The 18,747-nt window shown below is 57.9% G+C and carries 19 protein-coding genes and 1 tRNA gene; 3 read left to right on the plus strand and 17 right to left on the minus strand.

Annotated features, from left to right (window positions below; translation table 11 throughout):
• Positions 1-3: 3 nt before the first annotated feature.
• The gene (gene oadA / locus D0544_RS08235; protein ID WP_125015483.1) at positions 4-1,788 is read right to left on the minus strand and encodes a sodium-extruding oxaloacetate decarboxylase subunit alpha; all 1,785 of its coding nucleotides are present in this window, start codon (positions 1,786-1,788) and stop codon (positions 4-6) included.
• Positions 1,789-1,854: 66 nt separating this feature from the next.
• The gene (locus D0544_RS08240; protein ID WP_125015484.1) at positions 1,855-2,106 is read right to left on the minus strand and encodes an OadG family protein; all 252 of its coding nucleotides are present in this window, start codon (positions 2,104-2,106) and stop codon (positions 1,855-1,857) included.
• Between the two features lie 359 nt (positions 2,107-2,465).
• Between D0544_RS08240 and D0544_RS08245 the strand changes: the two genes are divergently transcribed.
• Complete coding sequence (locus D0544_RS08245) at positions 2,466-3,404, plus strand: tRNA dihydrouridine synthase (RefSeq protein ID WP_243647269.1); 939 nt, start codon at positions 2,466-2,468, stop codon at positions 3,402-3,404.
• 16 nt (positions 3,405-3,420) lie between these two features.
• Here the strand turns inward: D0544_RS08245 and D0544_RS08250 are convergent, their stop codons facing one another.
• From D0544_RS08250 to D0544_RS08265, 4 genes are all read right to left on the minus strand, one after another.
• Complete coding sequence (locus D0544_RS08250) at positions 3,421-4,170, minus strand: substrate-binding periplasmic protein (RefSeq protein ID WP_125015485.1); 750 nt, start codon at positions 4,168-4,170, stop codon at positions 3,421-3,423.
• Between the two features lie 33 nt (positions 4,171-4,203).
• A complete protein-coding gene (locus D0544_RS08255) occupies positions 4,204-4,818 on the minus strand; it encodes a riboflavin synthase subunit alpha (protein WP_125015486.1) in 615 nt (204 codons plus the stop codon).
• Between the two features lie 25 nt (positions 4,819-4,843).
• Positions 4,844-5,362, minus strand: coding sequence for an NUDIX hydrolase YfcD (yfcD, locus tag D0544_RS08260; RefSeq protein WP_125015487.1), 519 nt, complete (start codon positions 5,360-5,362; stop codon positions 4,844-4,846).
• A gap of 151 nt (positions 5,363-5,513) precedes the next feature.
• On the minus strand, positions 5,514-5,966 hold the full coding sequence (locus D0544_RS08265) for a cyclic nucleotide-binding domain-containing protein (protein ID WP_125015488.1): 453 nt from the start codon (positions 5,964-5,966) through the stop codon (positions 5,514-5,516).
• Between the two features lie 396 nt (positions 5,967-6,362).
• Here D0544_RS08265 and D0544_RS08270 point away from each other — a divergent pair, with 396 nt between their 5' ends.
• Positions 6,363-6,671: a hypothetical protein gene (locus D0544_RS08270; protein WP_125015489.1), complete on the plus strand. Its 309-nt coding sequence runs from the start codon at positions 6,363-6,365 to the stop codon at positions 6,669-6,671.
• A 200-nt stretch (positions 6,672-6,871) separates the two neighbouring features.
• Here D0544_RS08270 and D0544_RS08275 read toward each other — a convergent pair whose 3' ends face one another.
• The 11 genes from D0544_RS08275 to D0544_RS08325 form a co-directional block, all read right to left on the minus strand.
• Positions 6,872-7,357: a hypothetical protein gene (locus D0544_RS08275; RefSeq protein ID WP_125015490.1), complete on the minus strand. Its 486-nt coding sequence runs from the start codon at positions 7,355-7,357 to the stop codon at positions 6,872-6,874.
• Between the two features lie 177 nt (positions 7,358-7,534).
• Positions 7,535-7,789: a DUF4124 domain-containing protein gene (locus D0544_RS08280; protein WP_164880874.1), complete on the minus strand. Its 255-nt coding sequence runs from the start codon at positions 7,787-7,789 to the stop codon at positions 7,535-7,537.
• A 1-nt stretch (position 7,790) separates the two neighbouring features.
• Positions 7,791-8,591: a mechanosensitive ion channel family protein gene (locus D0544_RS08285; protein WP_125015912.1), complete on the minus strand. Its 801-nt coding sequence runs from the start codon at positions 8,589-8,591 to the stop codon at positions 7,791-7,793.
• Between the two features lie 130 nt (positions 8,592-8,721).
• Positions 8,722-9,675 carry a magnesium/cobalt transporter CorA gene (gene corA, locus D0544_RS08290; protein WP_125015492.1) on the minus strand — a complete coding sequence of 318 codons (954 nt, stop codon included), beginning with the start codon at positions 9,673-9,675 and terminating at the stop codon, positions 8,722-8,724.
• 153 nt (positions 9,676-9,828) lie between these two features.
• Complete coding sequence (gene smrA / locus D0544_RS08295; protein WP_125015493.1) at positions 9,829-10,404, minus strand: DNA endonuclease SmrA; 576 nt, start codon at positions 10,402-10,404, stop codon at positions 9,829-9,831.
• Positions 10,405-10,444: 40 nt separating this feature from the next.
• On the minus strand, positions 10,445-11,164 hold the full coding sequence (locus D0544_RS08300) for a sulfite exporter TauE/SafE family protein (protein WP_125015494.1): 720 nt from the start codon (positions 11,162-11,164) through the stop codon (positions 10,445-10,447).
• A 92-nt stretch (positions 11,165-11,256) separates the two neighbouring features.
• Positions 11,257-12,321 carry a M48 family metallopeptidase gene (locus tag D0544_RS08305; RefSeq protein WP_125015495.1) on the minus strand — a complete coding sequence of 355 codons (1,065 nt, stop codon included), beginning with the start codon at positions 12,319-12,321 and terminating at the stop codon, positions 11,257-11,259.
• Entirely contained in the window at positions 12,318-13,865 is a 1,548-nt protein-coding gene (locus D0544_RS08310; RefSeq protein WP_125015496.1) for a YjgN family protein, read from the minus strand. Before D0544_RS08310 ends, D0544_RS08305 begins: the two co-directional genes overlap by 4 nt.
• Positions 13,866-13,979: 114 nt before the next feature.
• Positions 13,980-14,834, minus strand: coding sequence for a hypothetical protein (locus tag D0544_RS08315; protein ID WP_125015497.1), 855 nt, complete (start codon positions 14,832-14,834; stop codon positions 13,980-13,982).
• 344 nt (positions 14,835-15,178) lie between these two features.
• Positions 15,179-15,255 (minus strand) — tRNA-Arg (locus tag D0544_RS08320).
• Positions 15,256-15,281: 26 nt separating this feature from the next.
• Positions 15,282-17,195: a glutathionylspermidine synthase family protein gene (locus D0544_RS08325; RefSeq protein ID WP_125015498.1), complete on the minus strand. Its 1,914-nt coding sequence runs from the start codon at positions 17,193-17,195 to the stop codon at positions 15,282-15,284.
• Between the two features lie 205 nt (positions 17,196-17,400).
• Here D0544_RS08325 and D0544_RS08330 point away from each other — a divergent pair, with 205 nt between their 5' ends.
• On the plus strand, positions 17,401-18,558 hold the full coding sequence (locus D0544_RS08330) for an acyl-CoA dehydrogenase family protein (RefSeq protein WP_125015499.1): 1,158 nt from the start codon (positions 17,401-17,403) through the stop codon (positions 18,556-18,558).
• The last annotated feature ends 189 nt before the right edge of the window (positions 18,559-18,747 follow it).

Below are 18,747 nucleotides of genomic sequence, written 5' to 3' on the forward strand. Positions count from 1 at the left end.
CCCTCAGGCAATGGTCAACAGGGTAGCGCCGACAACCACGGCATCCCCTTCTTTGACGTTGACGGAGCCGATAACACCCGACTTGGGAGCCCGAATCTCGGTTTCCATCTTCATCGCCTCGAGAATGATCATCAGATCACCCTCCTGAACCTGCTGGCCTGGAGCGACATGCACCTTCCAGATATTGCCTGCCAGCGGAGAGGGCATCGGCTCGCCACCGCCTGAGGCTGCAGCCGCCGCACTGGCCGCCGAGGGAGCAGAGGCCCCACCGACCTGGACGATACCGCTCACATCGCCACCGTTGGCTACGGTCACGGTGTACTCGGCCCCGTCCACCTTAACGGTGTAGATCTCTTCACCGTCACCGGTGGTCACCACGGAGCCTTCCTTACCGGTTGGCGCCGGTTCAAAGGCATCGGGGTTGCCGCGATTTTCGAGGAACTTGGGAGCGATCTGGGGGAACAGGGCAAAGGTCAGGGCGTCATCGATGGCGTTATCCGCCAGGGCAAAGCCCTTCTCCTTGGACAGTGCCTCGACATCGGCCACGATCTTGTCGAGTTCATTGTCCAGCAGGTCACCGGGACGGCAGGTGATCGGCTCGGCACCCGCCAGAACACGCGCCTGAAGTTCTTCGTTGTAAGGCGCCGGAGCGGCTCCGTATTCACCTTTGAGGATCCCCTGAGTCTCCTTGGAGATCGACTTGTAACGCTCACCGGTGAGAATGTTCAGCACCGCCTGGGTTCCCACAATCTGGGAGGTAGGAGTAACCAGCGGGATATAGCCCAGGTCCTTGCGCACCCGAGGAATCTCCTCGAGTACCGCATCGAACTTGTCGGACGCGCCCTGGTCCTTGAGCTGGCTCTCCATATTGGTCAGCATGCCACCGGGCACCTGAGCAACCAGAATACGGGAGTCCACCCCCTTGAGGGCGCCTTCAAACTTGGCGTACTTCTTCCGCACTTCACGGAAGTAGGCGGCGATCTCTTCGATCTTCAACACATCCAGGCCGGTATCACGCTCGGTACCCTGCAGCGCCGCAACCACCGCTTCAGTCGCGGAGTGGCCATAGGTCTCGCTCATGGAGGAGATGGCGGTGTCGACGTTATCAATACCCGCCTCGACCGCCTTCAGGATGGTCATGGAGGAGAGGCCGGAAGTAGCATGGGAGTGCAGGTGGATGCGCACATTGGTTTCAGCCTTGAGGCGGCTGACCAGTTCGTAGGCATCGTAAGGGGTGAGGATACCGGACATATCCTTGATGGCGATGGAGTCAACGCCCATATCTTCGATGCGCTTGGCCAGATCCACCCAGGCATCCAGGTTATGAACCGGGCTGGTGGTGTAAGAGATGGTCCCCTGGGCATGCTGGCCCTGCTTCTTGACCGCCTCCAGGGCGCGCTTCAGGTTACGCGGATCGTTCATGGCATCGAATACGCGGAACACAGAGACCCCGTTCTCTGCGGCACGCTCGACAAATTTGTCTACCACATCATCGGCATAGTGGCGATAACCCAGCAAATTCTGTCCTCGCAGCAACATCTGCTGCGGAGTCTTTGGCATCGCTTTCTTGAGCTCGCGAATGCGATCCCATGGGTCTTCGCCCAGGTAGCGGATGCAGGAGTCAAAGGTCGCCCCTCCCCAGGATTCCAGGGACCAATAGCCGATATTATCAAGCTTCTCGGCGATGGGGAGCATATCGTCAATACGCAGACGAGTAGCAAACAGGGACTGATGGGCGTCGCGCAGGACGACGTCGGTTATACCTAATGGCTTCTTGGTGTCGGTCATGGATTATGGCCTTTATTTGCAGAATATTGCGTTGGTTTCACGTACCAGTCGATCAGTGCTCATCACTTACTTGCGTTCGCGGTGCTGGCGAATCGCTTCGTTAATAATGGACAGCAGCTTCTGGTCCTGAGCCGGCCCACCCTGGGGGGCGGCTGCAGGTCGGCTGGCGACAGGCTCGGGCTCATTGGAGTCGAACCGGCCAACGATCTTTGACATTGCGGTGGTCGAGACGACCAGCAGCGCCAAAAACACGAACACGAAACCCATCCCGAACAGCATCAAGTTGATACCTTCGCTCATGAGATCCGGCTGGGTCATGATATTCATCCTTCGTTGTAGTGTTTGTTATCACTTTGTCCATCGACAGCCCCCCTTTGCGGGGACCTTTCAAAGCAGCCTTGAAAGTGTCGGCAGTCAAAGTCGGCGTTAATTTACCCTGTATCCGATTAGCTGGCAAACCATAAGCGCCCCTGTTCGGGTTGAATTTTCCCGAAATCAGACACTTACAGCTATAGGCGAAAGGTCGTACCCGGCAAGAATCAAACGCCCGTTTCATTCTATCAGCAACCCCGGCAAAGACCAAGATTGTCGACAATCCTGCCGGTTTAGGTCGCCTATTGATTTAGGGGAACCAGCCCACTAGAGTGAGCGCCTCTTTTGACGAGGTAGATAGAAACATGTTGCTGCTTGCCCCGATGGAGGGGGTCGCCGACCACAGTATGCGGGCCCTGCTGACCGAACACGGTCACTTCGATCTCTGCATCAGCGAATTCGTCCGCGTCAGTAATACCCTGCTCCCCGAGCGGGTGTTCAAACGCTACCTCCCTGAACTCGATCACGGCTGCCAAACCCCCTCGGGGTGCCCGGTCCATGTGCAGCTACTTGGCAGCGACCCCCAGCTGATGGGAGAGAATGCCCAGCGGGTGGTTGAGATGGGTGCACCGGGCATTGATATCAACTTTGGCTGTCCCGCCAAGATGGTGAATCGCCACGGTGGCGGTGCCCAGCTGCTGCAGGAGCCCGAGCTAGTAGCCCGTATTGTCAGCGCCGTTCGCCGAGCCGTCCCCGACCCTATCCCGGTGAGTGCCAAAATGCGACTGGGGTACGAAGACACCTGCCTGGCCCTGGACAATGCCTGTGCCATCGAGTCTGCTGGCGCCAGCGCCCTGACCGTCCACGCCCGCACCAAGGTGCAAGGCTACCGCCCCCCCGCCCACTGGGAGTGGCTTGCCCGGATTAAAGAGGTGGTATCGCTACCGCTGGTCGCCAACGGTGATATCTGGAGTTACGACGACTACCTGCGTTGCGCCCAGGTGAGCGGCTGCGAGCACTTTATGCTCGGGCGCGGCGCCCTGCGCAACCCACTGCTTTCGCGCCAGATCCAGCAGCGCAACCCGGGCCTGGGGAGAGAACAAGAGTGGCAGCAGATCAGGCCACTGCTGCTCGATTTTTATAAGGTCACCTGTGCAAGCTATCCCGAACGCTACCTGTGCCAGCGGATTAAGCAGTGGCTTAGTTTTCTGGCGCCGGGGTACGAGCCAGCGCAAGAGCTATTCAACCAAATCAAGCCGCTGCACAGCTCACAACAGATTCTGCCCCTGCTGGAAGCCGCTTGAGCGGCCCGCACCAGGGCTAGCAACAGACAGATGAGATCTCGTATTCATCGATAATCCGTTGCAGTGAACCATCCTCCCGCATCGAATCGATTGCGTCATCGAAGCGCTGCAAAATGTGCTCATACCCGGGGGTGGCGCGACTCACCGCGATATGCAAACCGTTGCTCGAGATAGAGGTCGGCAACAGCTCCAGGCTGGAGGTCTGGTCCGCCATAAAGGTGCGAATCGTGTAGCGAATCTCCTGCTCATCGGCCAGCACCATATCGATCTGCCCCAATACCAACCGGCGCAGATTCTGAATGACGTGGTTGGCGGGCACCCGAATCGCCAGACGGGCGCTATCGAAGGGCTCCCCATACGCATAGTCGCGAATGGTGCCGATCATTTTCCCCTCCAGGTCTTGCGTGCTTTCGTATTTAAGGCCCCGCCCCTTCAGGACGACAAATTTAAGGTGGTTTTTCAGGAAGGGGCGGCTGAAAGCCAGCTCCTTATTGCGCGCCTCGGAGTACCAGGCCGCCGCAATCACGTCGTACACACCGCTGCGGGTCCCCTCCAGCGAGCGGGGCCAGATATCCACCACCATATTCACGTCAAAACCGGCTCGCTTCAGCGCCTGCTCAACAATCACCACCGCAGCACCCCGCCGGGCTGCGCTTTCATCAACGTAGGGCGGCCAGGTGCTCGCCGCAACCTGCAGAGGCGCCGCCTGCAGGTTCAAGCTCAAACAACCGAACATCAGCAGGCTAATCAAGGACAATGGGCGCATTATGGCTCCTTTTCTCGCTGGCGTTAGCGGCCGTTACCCCAAGCTACCGGCTGCCGCCAATCGTTTAACAGTATCCACGATCACCTGGGTTTGGCTATCAATCTCCAGATTCACACGACTCCCGGGCCTGAGCTGGTCGAAGGTGGTAATTTTGAGGGTTTCGGGGATCAGGTAAACATTGAAACGCCCCTCCCCCACCTCTCCCACCGTCAAGCTGGCACCATTTAGGCCCACATAGCCCTTGGAAAAGAGATAGGGCTGCCACTGGGGAGAGAATGCAAACGTGATGACGCAATTATTTTCGGGGCGCTCAACAGAGACCACCTCAACGGTGTCATGTACATGCCCCGACAGCAGGTGCCCCCCGATCTCATCACTAAAACGGGCCGCGCGCTCGATGTTGGCAGGGTCCCCCACCTCCAGCAACGACAGGTTGGTCACCCTCAATGTTTCCATCATCACATCAAACCCGACCCGGCCTCCATCCAGCTCAGCCACCGTCAAGCAGGTACCGTTAACCGCCACACTGGCGCCCGACACCAGCCCGTCGAGCAAGCGGGGGGGCATTTCAAACCAGAGTCGAGAGAGATTGGTTTTGCGCTCGAGGCCGGCCAGCGGCAAGCTACACTGAACTATTCCGGTAAACATGGTGACTCCAACAGACAGGCGGAGATCACCGAACGGCAACCTCCTGATCGGCGTCAGTGTGCAACATTCTCTTCAGAGCGACAAGGGAGTCCGGGGTATAGCGCCCCGGATGAGTGGCGGTAAGAATGCTTTGCGGATCCATCAGTTCGACCGCAGCCACCTCCTCTGCCTGAAGGCGCAGGTCGCTATCCCAGCAGCAGCTATAAACCTTTCCCCAGACACGATTCCTCTCCCCCTGGTAGAAGAAATGGAAGCGGGGCGTCAAGGTCACACCAGCAATCCCCAGCTCCTCCTCCAGCTCGCGGTACGCCGCCTCGTCATAGCTTTCTCCCGCCCCGACCACGCCACCAGCGGCTAGGTCGAGATACCCCGGGTAGAGATCCTTTGACAGGGTTCGGCGCTGAACGTAGAGCTGGCCATCCCCATTGAAGACAAAGATATAGACGGCACGATGGCACAGGTTATGAAGCCGCATCTCTCGACGGGTAACCCGGCCCAACGGCTGGTTTTGCTGATCGACCTCTAACACCCACTCTTCATCCACGGCTCTCACCCTGACCTGATTTGAATCAGGAGGCAGTCTAGGGCAGAGGATCAATAGGAGCTATAACACCTTTGTTGTAGTGCCCGAAGCCGACCGGATGAAGCGGAGAAATAAGCCTGTGTACTCGCAGGGAGCAGACGCAAAGAGATGCTCAGGCAAAAAGCAGGTTGGAGAGCTCCCCTGAGGTTTTGCGCAAATGGATACTCAGCATCTTGGCGATCGCCTTGAGTATCTTGGCGGCAATCTCGGGGTGCTTGGACAAAAGGGTGTTGAAGTCATCACGCTTGAGCAGCAGCAGGGAAGCAGCCGTTACCGAGCGAACGGTCGCGGAACGGGGAAGACCGTCAATGATCGCCATCTCACCGACCGATTGCCCCTCTCCGAGAGTGGCAATCACCGACTCCTGGCCGTTCGGCTTTACCTTCAGCACCTGTAGCTTCCCTTCCAGTACAAAGCAGACATAGTTACCGTGCGCCCCTTCCTTGAAAACCGTGGTGTTGGCAGGCAGGTCATGGGGGCGCATCATGTCAGCGACCCGGTCCAGCTCATCCGCCGTCAGGTGTTCAAAGAGAGAGTTGTTGAGTAACAACTGCTTAATGTTCATCCCTAGTGCTCCTATGGCTCAAGATCCGGCGACCCGGCTTCTGCAACGATTATAGAGCATCCGGTTCGGGGATTTGGTGATCGTTCACAAATTTGCGTTTTTATTCTAAACGACCTGCGTGCGCACTCCCCCTTCCGTTCCATCGAGTCGAGGTCATTGCCTGCGCCTGTAAATATCAGTAGAAACGGAACAACGCATCGCCATAGCCTAGTCCAGAAAAGCGAGCGAGATTCCACAGATTCATGAATAAGCTCGCTAAAAAACACAAACATCACTCGTAATCTGAGCTAAGATATAGCCAAAACTGGTAAGCGCACTTAGTATAAAAGCGGTTGCCCCACCCAAACCCATAATGATGTAGTGCCTTATCGGCCAGGATTACCAAGGAGCCAAAAGATGAAACGCATTTTTCTACTCTGCCTGACCTCTCTGCTACTTGCTGCGTGCAGCAGCCAGCAGACCGACAGTAGCAGCACCATGGCGGCAGAGCCTGCAACCACACCGCAAACTGAAGCCCCGGTTGAGATGGCCCCCAAGGCGGAACCCGCTCCCATGCCCGCTCCCGAGCCCATGAACCAGATGAGCGACCTGGAAAAGCTGTGGGAGCGTTACTGCAACCACGAGTCACTGACTACCATGGAGCGTCAGGAGATTGCCGACTCCGAGATGCCAGATCGATTCAAGGGTAGCTGCACCCAGAAATAAGCCGCGCACCCAACGCATAAAAAAACAGCCTACGGGCTGTTTTTTTATGTACAGGATGTACGGTATACCGCGAGAGCCATGGAAGGCGGAAGCGGTGAAGCGACAGGATGTGCGGTAGGCCTCGAAAGCCATATGAGGCGGAAGCGGTGAAATCCTGCTGGTGGGTGTCCTGCCGATGGGTGCAGCCAGATCCCCATCGACTAACGATAGAAGTCGACCCAGTTGATCCTAAGGTCACCTTCGCCCACAGGCTGCAGTGAGAGCTTGACCTTCACCCACCCACCCTTGCTTTCAAGCCAGGGAGAGAGTGGATGCTGGCGAGAGAGGGAGCGCCACTCTGACCAGGCGCCGTCCTGCAGCCGTTCGCGCACCTCCCAGGGGGTGGGATAATCACTTCGGCGCGGGAGTGAAAGACGCACTTCATAATCGCGAGTGGCCACGCGTAGATACTCAAGAGCGACCAAGTCAAGGCTCAGCTCCAGCCGTGACCAGCGGTCAGATTGTGGTCTCCGAATGCTTAGCCCGCCAATCCCCTTCGCGGAGTATATACTCAGCTGCAGCAGCCCCTTCTCTTCGGCGAGCAACACAGAGTCATCGCTGCGCTCAAGCAAAACCAGTGAGTCAAGGGGCTCAATACCGACGAGCTCGGGATGGGTAGTAACTCCCCAGGAGCAGGCGGACAGCAAAACAATAAGAGCCGCTCCAGGCAGGCGCCTGAGCCCTTTAAGCAAGGGCCGTTTTGCACAGCGCAGCCAACCCTGTGACCGAAGCCAGGAAGACAAGACTGCAACAGAAGCGGTTCGGGTCAAGAGGATCATATACCCCCTTCGAAATAGGGCCGACAAGAAGCCCGATAAAGAAACTCACTGCTGGTTGAGCTTCTCCTTTGGGCGATCGCTGTAATGGGTTACCCCCTGCTGATCCGTCCAGCGATACACCTTGAGGGTGGTTGAGCTGGCAGGCAGTGCACTCCCCCCCTCCAGACGCTCGCCGATTCCGAGATCAAGCAGCCAGGCGGGGGTAAACTCAACCAACGCAACACGACCGGGCGGCGTCACCAGTAGAGCTACCCCCCCGGCCAGCGCCAGCAGGATAACAACACGAAACAGCAATACCACCCTAGGCTGTCCCGCCGACCACCTGTTTAAGGTGAACATCCCGTTGCGGGAAAGGTATGGTGATCCCCTCGCGATCAAACTCCAGCTTGATGCGCTCGATCAGGTCGGAGCGAACGGCCCAGTAATCTGCCGTATTGACCCAGGGGCGAACGTTGAAATTGACGCTGCTATCCGCCAATTCAGTCACCGCCACAACGGCCGCAGGCTCTTTGAGCACCCGCTCATCGGACTCCAGCACACGAACCATGATCTCCTTGGCTTTAAGCAGGTCATCCTCGTAGGAGATACCAAAAACCATATCGACTCGCCGGGTGGGCTTGGCGGAATAGTTGGTAATGGTGCCGGCAAAAATGCTGCCATTGGGTACTATGACCTGCCGGTTGTCGGGAGTTTTCATAAAGGTAGAGAAGATGGTAACCCGCTCAACCACCCCGGACACGCCTCCCGCTTCGATAAAATCACCTGCAACAAAGGGGCGAAAAATCACCAGCATCACCCCTGATGCAAAGTTCTGCAGCGAGTCTTTTAGCGCCAAACCGACCGCCAGGCCGGCGGCACCCACCAGCGCCACCAACGATGTGGTATCAACCCCCAACTGGTCAAGCGCAGCCACCACCACCAGCAGGGTCAGCAGTACGCTTAGGATCGATAACACAAAGTGGATCAGGGTATCGTCCATCTGGGTTTTCGACAGTCCTTTGCTGATCAGCGATATCACCAACCGGGCCAGCAGACGACCACCAACAAAGACCAGCAACGCCATGCCGATGTTGATTCCCCAGGGAATCAGGTAACCATCCATCAATTGTTGCAAATCGAGACTTTCCACGCGGCGACCTCCTGTTTGTCGTCACCAATAAAAGAAACGGATTATCACTCTGGCCGGGCAGCCATTAGCATCAGCATAGCTGCCGGCTAAAAAAGCTTCGAACCTAAAGCCAACCTTTCACCTTGAAAAACAGATAGGTACTGGCCGCGCTCATGAACATCATGGCAAGCGCCATCGGATAGCCGAAGGCCCAGTCGAGTTCCGGCATCACCCGAAAATTCATGCCGTAGGCACTGGCAATCACCGTAGGCGGCAGGAAAACCACCGCCGCGATGGAGAAGATCTTGATGATCCGGCTCTGCTCCAGATTGCTGAAGCCCATGGTGGCATCCATAAGAAAGTTGATCTTGTCGAACAGGAAAGAGGTATGGGGCAACAGGGAGTCGATATCCCGCAGCATCTCCTTTACCTCAATCAGTTGGGAATCATCCATCAGGGCACGACTGTTACGGGCCAAAAATCGCATGGAACGCTGACTGTCCATCAGGTTCAAACGAATCTGGCCATTGAAGTCCTCCTGCACCGTGATGTTTTTAAGCACCTCGTCCCGCTCACTGCTCTGGTCACGCAGCGCCATCTGGCTGGCCTCTTCGAGGGATTCGTAGACCTCCTCCAACAGGTCGGCGAGATAGTCCACCTTCGCCGTGAAAAGGCGAATCATAATCTCCAGTGGTGCCTGCACATCGATCTGTTGCCGCTTGAGGTAGTTCCTCACCAGGCGGAACAGTCCCACCTCATCATCACGCAGGGTAATAAGAATATTCTTGCGCAGGTTGAACGAGACGTTGATGTTACGGATATCCTTGCCCGCCCGGTGGGGAAACAGCGACAGGATATGGAGACCATCCTTGTCGGTAAAGAAGCGTGACGTTGCCTCGATTTCGTCCAGGTCCTCGGTATCCGGAACCTCCTCAACGAAATATTGATCGAGCCACTCGCGTTCATTCTCCTCGGGTTCGACAACATCCAGCCAGATACAACCCGGAGGCAGGCGATCCTCAATACCAAGCGTATCGATTTGCACACCGGACTCATTCAGGCTGTAGGCTGTAATCATACGTCGACCCTTAACTTCGATAACAAGGGCAAGAGGAACCGCAGGCCCCCTGCCCTAACATCAGGCGATAATTTTCAGAGCTAAGTGTAAACCATTCCCCTGCCGCTGACAGCCCACAGGGATCCCATCGGTTAAAGATGAACAAGGCTTCCGTTAGCGGGAGCGGAATCGTTCACGGTTTTTCTGCTTCTGGGCATCAGCTTTTCGAATCAGCACATAGAGCACGCCACTTCCACCATGGTGCTGCTGGGCGCTGTGGTAAGCCAGCACCGCATCCATCTGCGGCAACCAGTGAGCTACATGACTCTTCATGCGAGCCGGGTTGTCGGGATCGCGATCACCGCGACCGTGGTTGACGGTAACCGTGCGCAAGCCCAACTGGAAACAGTCACGAATGAAACGCACCAGCTCTCGCTGCCCCTCCTGAAGTGTCATCCGATGCAGGTCAATGGTCGCCTCAATGGGGTATTTACCCAAGCGAAATTTTCGATAAACCCCATCTTGCAAACCCACACGTTTGAACTCCAGCACATCAAAGGGGTGCACCATCACCGCCCCCTCGGTGGAGACTCCCTCCTGCTCCTCGGGGGTGCTCTGGGCACTGATTTTTCGAGCCTGCTGTGCCAGGCTGGGGGTGCGGTTGGGCTTGTCGAAATGTACTCGCCGCTTCTTTAGCGGTACCACATCCGAAACCTCCCGGGAAAACAGCTCCGATTCACTTTCCTGCATAACGACCCCCTGAATCCTAAGCCTCTCCCTATCTTGACCATCAAATCGCGGAAAAGATCACAAACAGCGCCGACAGGGTACAGAGCAGCAACAATACCGGTCGAAACAGGTGTTGTTCAAGGGTCGCGATACGCGTTGAGAGGACAAATCCCAGGGCTGCAGGAGCCAGCAGTCCCAGGGTAAGGTGCCACTCCCGGGCGCCAAAGAGCCCGGCCCACCCCAGCAACCCCAGCGACATCAGGCAACTAATGACAAAAAAACCCGACAGGTTGGCGCGGATCGAGGACGCCTCTTCGTTCTGCAGCACCAGTGCCATCGGTGGCCCGCCGATGGAGGAGGAGGTCCCCATAAAACCGGAAGCAAGCCCCGCCCAAAAGAGGTTTCGCGGGCTGGCCTGCAAACTAGACTTGACCAGGCTGGCCACCACCGCCAGCAGCACCGCACCGCCCAGTAACAGGGAAAGCAGGTCAGGTGAGATGAGTGTCAGTATCCAGATTCCCAATACACAACCCGGCACCCGACCCAGCACGGCCCACCCCAACCGTCCGAGAGCCAGCTGGCTGCGAAAGCGCAGGCTGTTGAGTAGCGATATCATGAGCGCGGTGGCGATAATCGGTCCCGGCACATAGGCGGGATCCAACAGATAGAGAATCGGGGCCGCCACCACGGCCAGCCCAAAGCCGATGGTGCACTGCACAAAGGCGCCGGCGAACATCACGAGCGCCGCCAGGGACCAGATCATCGGGGCCGACTCAACCATCGGGTCATTCACTCTCAGAAAAAGAGCCACACTCTAAGCCGACCCCGCCGATCAAGGCAAGGGGGAGTTGAACGCCGGAGCGGGCTCGTCGCTCAGTCGGCAATCAGCTCGAGGCGCTCGCCCCCCCGCGGATGGGTAGAGAGGTAATCCCGCCAACTCGCCCTATCAGAGCTTGAAGGGGCTTCCAGCGGGCCATCGCCTTCTGCCCCACCATCGCTCTGCTCCAGGCGAGAGATCATATCAGCCAGGTGCGATGGCGATACCCCCAGTGCTTTCAGCTCCACCACCGCAAACTGGTCGGCCTCATGCTCAAACTCACGGGAGTAGGAGAGCTCGAGCAGCAGGGTCGGAGCCGCCACCAATACCGATGAGGCGGCGCTGACATCGCCCGTAATGGCGACCAGCGCAAGCGACATCATGGAGCTTTGCACCACCGAACGCAGCGTGTGACGCCGGGCGATATGGCCAATCTCGTGGGCCATCACCCCCAACAACTGTTCATCCCTGTCCGACAGGGCTACCAGCTCGTCGGTGAACACAATGACCCCGGAGGGGAGGGCTAACGCATTGGCCCCCAAGCCATTCCCGCGCCTGAACTCCAACTGAAGAGGCAACTCGGGATAACGTGCGACCAGGGGAGCAAAGTAACCCCGAAGCTGGCGCTGACGGTCAGCTGACAGTTCGCTGGGGGAGAATACCCGACTATCCAATAGCTCCAGCGTCCCGCTGCCAATCTTGTGCGACACCTCCGCCGGTAACGCCTGGGCTACCCACTGCGCTACCAGGGGTACACCGTCGCGTACCCCCCACCAGGAGACCAGCACGACCAGCGCCGTGCTGAGGAGCACATACCGCCAGCTGCGCTCCATGGTCGAGACCCAGCCAAGGGAGCTGCCCTGCCGCTGCATCACCAGCATGCGATCAACACTGTCGTTATCGCCGGTTTCGAATTTTTCACCACCGGAAAAGTAGAGATAGCGGGGAGTGTCGCCCAGGCGGCTGCTAACTCTGATGTCACCCAACCCCTCCGACGAGATAGCCAGCCCTTCTCCGCTCGCCCCCAGGAGTCTCAGCTCCCCCTCGGCATTGCACTCGAGCGTCGCCGGGACCGCTCGGGAGCTGCGTCCATCGTAGACCAGCCCCTCGATACGGATCATATGACGGAGAACTCCATATCAAACATCTCTCCCATCTCGGCGCCGAGGGCAGTGACTCGCTCAGCCTCCCTGGCAACAAACTGGTCCAGATCCTCCGCCATCTCAAGCTGGAGGCTCTCGGCGCGATAGCGCGCCATCCGCACCCTGGCCCAGGGGATGAAGAGACCCAGGGTCAGGATGATCCCCAGGGTGTTGGTCAGGTAGATCCAGGCCACCGGTTTCAGTTCCAGACGGCTCTGGAAACGCACCGTGCCCAGCTGGCTCATATTGAAGACCAGGTTACCCTCAAACACCTTGTAGGCCGCGTAGAGCCCGAGATAGAGCGCAGGGAAAATAATCACCCCGAGCGCGGGAAACACCCCGGCCAACACCCCCGCGACCAGGACAACACCGATCAGGCGCAGGAAGAATCGATACCAGATCCCTGCAAGCCCGGAGAAAGCAAAGGGGGTAGCGCCAAAGCTACTGTGGTTGATCAGGAAGTGTTTCTGCCTGTTGAGCACATAGGGCATCAGGATACCCAGGGTCAGCGTCCCCGCCAGCGGCCAGAGGATAAAGGCCTTGAGCGCCTCGAACCAGGAGGCATTAAAGTTGAAGCGGATGTTGCGCCAGGCGCTGTTACGGGCATTGAATGCCAGCGAGCGAATCACCACCCAAGGCACAAGGGGTAGCAGAAGCAGCGGCAACAGCCCCCCCAGTAACGGACTCCACTGTTGCAGGGCGAAATACAGCACGAACACTGCGAACGCAACCAAACGCCCCTTGAGAATGGTGATCGGACTGGCCAGGTACTCGAAGCTACTGCCTTCGACCAGGGTGTGGCCATAAAAATATTGATTATTCCTCACTTTAGCCCAGGCGGAATAGATCCCTAGCGTAACAATGGAGAGCAGAACATTGACGATCCAGATGCGAAAGTACTCGGAGCCATTGCCCTTAAACTCAAAATCGACAAAACGAGGTGCAGCGGACACCTCGTGCCCTCGCTGACTGGCATCACCCGAAATCCCAGGTCCGGACTGGCGCGCTTCGATCCCCGCCGCCTCTCCAGCGGCTGGCTTGGGAGAGGCTTTCACCCGCGGCTGCGCTTTTCCCCACATCTGCCCCCCATGAGCGTCAGTGGACTCCTCTGTCGCAGCCTCGGACGGGGTCGCCTTATCGTCGACCACCTCCAGCGAAGACTCCTGCGTTGCTGCCTCGGGCTGCGACTCGGCTACCGGATCTGGCGAATGGATGGGCTCCAGGGACCAGTGGCCGTTGCCCGTTGCCATACTGACCTCGGGCTCCGCCGTTAGCGGCTGTGAGGCCTCCACCTTGCGAAAGGCGACCTGCCAACCCGCCCGGGCCATTTTTGTCTTCAACTGCTTGGCCTGGGCATGATCAAGCCCTTTTTTGATCACAACCGGTGCCCGCTCAAAGAGCGATTCAAGCGCATCAGGGTCAAGTTTGAAGAGGGTGGCCAGCTTATCGCGAGCCTGATCGGGGTCTACGCCATCCAGCAGTTTGCCGTGAAATACGGCATGGTATTTAACAGTATCCTGCATCAGAGAGGTTCCTTCCTTGAGTTAGTCGCAGGCTAGCAAGGCGGTTGCCATCGAGGCAAGCACCGCCCGATAAACTGTTTTAATAATGAGACCGTTGCAACAACGGGAAGAGGTTCAACGCAGATCGCGACTATACACCCAGTTTGTTCGTTGGTTGTCACAGACGATCAAACGCCGATCTAGGGCCATGCAGTACTCCAGGGATTCAAAAGCCGGTGCCTCGCTCCCCCCTACCGCGAGCTGCCGTTTATCCCGCTTGAGGTAGTCGTACATGGTTTCAAAACGGTCGACAAAATCGTGCCCCGCCTGGTGCAGGTCGAGGTAGCTGTAATAGAAGCGGGAGTAGGTCATGGTGACGCCCCCCAGGCCAATCTCCAGCATCTTGTGGATGTAGTGCCTGTAGGCCTCCGACAGGTAATGGCCCAGGGCTTCGGAATCCTCTTTATCACCGGAAAAACGGGGCAACCCCAGACGGTTACCCTCCTCCAGCACCCCCCTTTTGAGGGCCCGGTTGGGTAGATTGGGTTGCAGCCGGTACCAGGCTCCGGCGCAATCGATTCCCTGTAAGCGCTGAAGGCACTCCTGCGCCAGACGAGAAGGCGCTACGGTCGCCGTGACCAGCGCCGGACGACCCACCACGGACTCATGCTGGCGCTGAGGCTCTGCCTCGAGAGGTTCAGGGATGGCGTTCCCAGCTTTATTACCGGTACCCCGACTATCGTCGGGTAGGCGGATCCCCAGCTTTTGCGCGGGCCGGCGTAACAGCAGCCGCTGGGTTGCCGGTGGATTACTCTGGAACTGGGCAAAATCCGGCAGACTGGCCCCTCTTCCCTGACTGCGGATCTGGCAGTAGATACGCTCGTAGTCCGTGGCCGCCATCGGGGTGCAATCAGCCCTCAGGGGAGAGGCAAACAGCAACCCGCCCAGCAGGCTGAGCAAGATTGAGGCAAAGATCGATAAGGGGCTCATGGCCCATAGCATACTCTACCCGTCACCGGGACCAAAGTGGCCACCAGCCCCCCTCCGGGCCCAACGCTCTTCGCAAGAGCGTTGTCGAACCACGTTCTCATCAACCGACCACTGGACCAACGAAAAAGAGCCCAACCTTTCGGTTGGGCTCTTTTCCTAATGTGGCGCGCCCGGCACGATTGACCCATAGCGGCCTCCGGGGCCGCTATGTCCAAAGGCTGCGTCGCTGGCGCTCCTGAGTCCAACGCTCTTCGCAAGAGCGTTGTCGAACCACGTTCTCATCGGCGGGCTCGCTGTCCCAACGAAAAAGAGCCCAACCTTTCGGTTGGGCTCTTTTCCTAATGTGGCGCGCCCGGCACGATTCGAACGTGCGACCGCCTGGTTCGTAGCCAGGTACTCTATCCAGCTGAGCTACGGGCGCTGTACAGGGGCGTGACTATAGTCAGTTCACTCGACAGAGTCAACTTCACCGGCTGGATTTACCTCATCCTGTAACGCAGCCCCCCAGGTTTCATCCGCTAATACCCGCAGAGGAAAGAGGTCGCTGTCCGTCGTGATCAGGGGTGACCGGTCCGCCCGGATACAGGCCGCCGAAAACTTTCCATCCACAGTGAAGGTACCTACCTGCACAAAGTAGTCCTCCAGTTTCGGCAAGGGATATAGCTGCTGGTAAACCTGATCCTGTTCTGAAAACTGACCCGAGCTTGCCTCCAACAGCTGGTGGCCCGGTCCCACCATGCTGATATTAAAACCGCAGCGCCCTGCTATTGGTTTGGCAACATAGCCTTTCTGGCTCAGGGTGCTGTCCAGCTCATAGGCCGAATGCAACAGGCAGGGGTGGTTCGGAAACAGCTCCCAGAGGACAGGGAGAATCGCCTTGTTACTCGGGACTAACGTCCACAAGGGCTCGTACACCATAACGCCGGGGCGCAGCAAAAGATCCACCAGGCGGGGGACCCCCGCCCGCGCTCGGGTTTGACCAATCGCCGCCAGTGCGGCCTCCTCGTCACACTCCTCACGCAGCTGGTCCAGCGCCGTTTCCCAGGCCCAGGTTTTCCACACCCAGTTGATGCGCTCTCCGTCAGCGTCGACCACATGGCCCTCGGGGTCCCACCCCAGCCCGCGCATACCCACAACGGGTTTGCAGCGGATTCCAGCCGCCTCAGCCGCCGCCTGGATATAGAGGGCATGGTACTGCTCCTCTGCATCCTCGTCCTGCAGGATATGCAGTGGCCCTTCCGTCTCACTGCTGTGCCAAGCGTGGACCAGGTCCGCAAATAGTCGCCCTCCCGGACAACGCCCCTGCTCCACCCCCGCTGCCTCGAACCATTGCTGTTGGAGTTTGCCCGCCTCCAGATAGCACGAGGCAGAGTCGGCATTATACTCATACACCTTGATCCCCTCTTTTGACACCGCAAAGTCAAAGCGCCCAGTGATCATCTCATTGCGGCGATTATTCCAGGACGCCCTTAAGCGCGGCCAGATCGAGCGAGGCAGGTTGAAACGCTGCAACAGGCCATCATCCATCAGCACCCGATGGGTGGCATGCATAAACATGGCGTGCAGATCGTTAGTGGCGTGTTTGAGCGCCTTCATCGTACTCTCAGAAATAGACAACCAGGCACAGCGGTCCGCCTCAAACCGCGCGAGGTAAGCGCCCCCCATCGCGTGACCATAGGCCTGCTCGTCGGGAAGACTCTCGTTTAGCCAACTGCGGGGGGGAGATTCCGAAAGATGATTGATTTTCAGGTCATGAACAACGGGGGATTTTTTTTCAGGTTCTGCACCCGCCTGGTCAGCACTTTGAAGCATCCAGCCAAGCACCTCTGCCTTATCACAATGGATAAAGCAGGCGCCATCGGCATCGACCTGCATCGGAATTTCACGGGCATAGTCGAAACCCTCTTCCCAGAGGTTATGCCCGACATTCTGCTCGGCGATGCGTACCCGGTCCTCTAACACTTCAGTAATCACCGCCACGTGCCCGGTATCGACGAAAGCGCCCCCCTCGCCCCAGATCAACAGAGCACCGGGCTCAGGACGACGGAAAGAGCCATTACGGATCGCCTGCAGGGGCAGCATGGTGCGATCCTCTACTCGCTTGACCGTTCGCAGGTCAAAAATATCGTAGGCCATGGGAACCCCTTCGAACACGTAACCGTGGTTGAGGTAGAGCCAACGGCGAGCAAACTCGACACACTGCCATTTGTACCCCATAAAGTGGCCGTCGAGATAGCTGCGGTAGGATTCCCGGTCCGGATACTCCTGAGGGTCGGCACTGGGGTAGTGGGAGGAGTAGACAGGCACCCCTCCGGGGGCGACACCCAATTGAGTGCCAAAGCGAGCGGGTTGACTGTCCATCGTGGGTGATACACCTGTAAGGAGGGTAAATAATCACCACCGTATAGCCAATTTTTCGGGTTTCGGATAGAGGGGTTGATAAATATTTTTGCCCCCCTATCCCGGCCGCTTCGCGCCGGGCAACCCGCCATTGATCTCAACGCGTCAACAGGCTAGTTTTGCTTTTAATATCCCACCCTCCGTGCCACCCACATCGAGCCCCCTAATGGACCTTTCCCTTAACGAAGACCAGACCATGATCCAGGAGATCGCCCGTAAATTCGCCCAGGCTGAATTGGAGCCCCTGGCCGAACAAATTGACCAGCAGGGTAACCGGGTGGCATTCCTGAATAACCTGAAACAGCTGGCCGAACTCGGCTTTATGGGGCTCAACATCCAGGGTGAATACGGCGGTGCCGAAGCGGGCACCCTGGTATTCAGCCTGGCGATCACTGAAATAGCCAAAGCCTGCGCCTCGACTGCGGTAACCATGTCGGTCACCAACATGGTGGCCGAAGTGATACAGGCGGTCGCCTCGGAAGAACAAAAACGGCGCTATCTGCCCAAGCTGTGCAGCGGCGAATACGCGGCCGGCGGGTTCTGCCTGACGGAAACGACCGCCGGCTCAGACCCCTCCAACATGAAAACCAGTGCCGTGCTCGAGGATGACCAATGGGTACTCAACGGCGCCAAACAGTTTATTACCAGTGCAGAATTCGCCGGGATCTTTGTCGTCTGGGCGGTCACGGACAAGAGCGCCACGAAGGGCAAAGGAATCTCCTGCTTTCTGGTAGAGAACGGCACCCCCGGCCTGATCATCTCCAAAGCGGAGAAAAAGATGGGGCAACATGGTTCAATCACCAACGAGGTGGTATTCGACAACTGCCGGATTCCCAAAGCAGCCCTGATGGGAGAGCTCAACCAGGGGTTCAAGGTTGCCGTCGGTGAGCTGGCAGGCGGACGCATCGGCATCGGATCCCTGGCACTGGGTGTAGGCTTGGCGGCGATGGATTTCGCCCGCCAATACCTGAAAGAGCGCCAACAGTTTGGGCAGCCACTGGCTAACTTCCAGGGGCTACAGTGGATGATGGCTGACGCTTACACTGACCTCGAGGCAGCACGGCTTCTTCTGATGAGTGCTGCCGACAAAAAGGAGAAGGGCCAACCCTTTGCCAAGGAGGCCTCCATGGCCAAGCTGTTCGCCAGTGAAAAAGCCAACGCGGCCTGTTACACCGCCCTGCAACTGATGGGCGGCTACGGCTACATCAGGGAGTATCCACTGGAGCGATACGTCCGCGATGTGCGCATCACCACCATCTACGAAGGCACCAGCGAGATCCAGCGAATCATCATCGCCCGCGAGTTGCTGCGCGAAATCGCCTGACCCATACCCTGCGGTCAACCCATAGCCTGACGCAGACAGCCTTAGCTATCCAGCGAAGGGACACCAAAGGCTGCGTCGCTGGCGCTCCTCGGTCCAAATTTCTCCGGGAGTAATTTGTCGAACCACGTTCTCATCGACGGCTCGCTGTCCCAACGAAAAAGAGCCCAACCTCTCGGTTGAGCTCTTTTC

This window comes from Aestuariirhabdus litorea (assembly GCF_003864255.1).
Taxonomy (GTDB): domain Bacteria; phylum Pseudomonadota; class Gammaproteobacteria; order Pseudomonadales; family Aestuariirhabdaceae; genus Aestuariirhabdus; species Aestuariirhabdus litorea.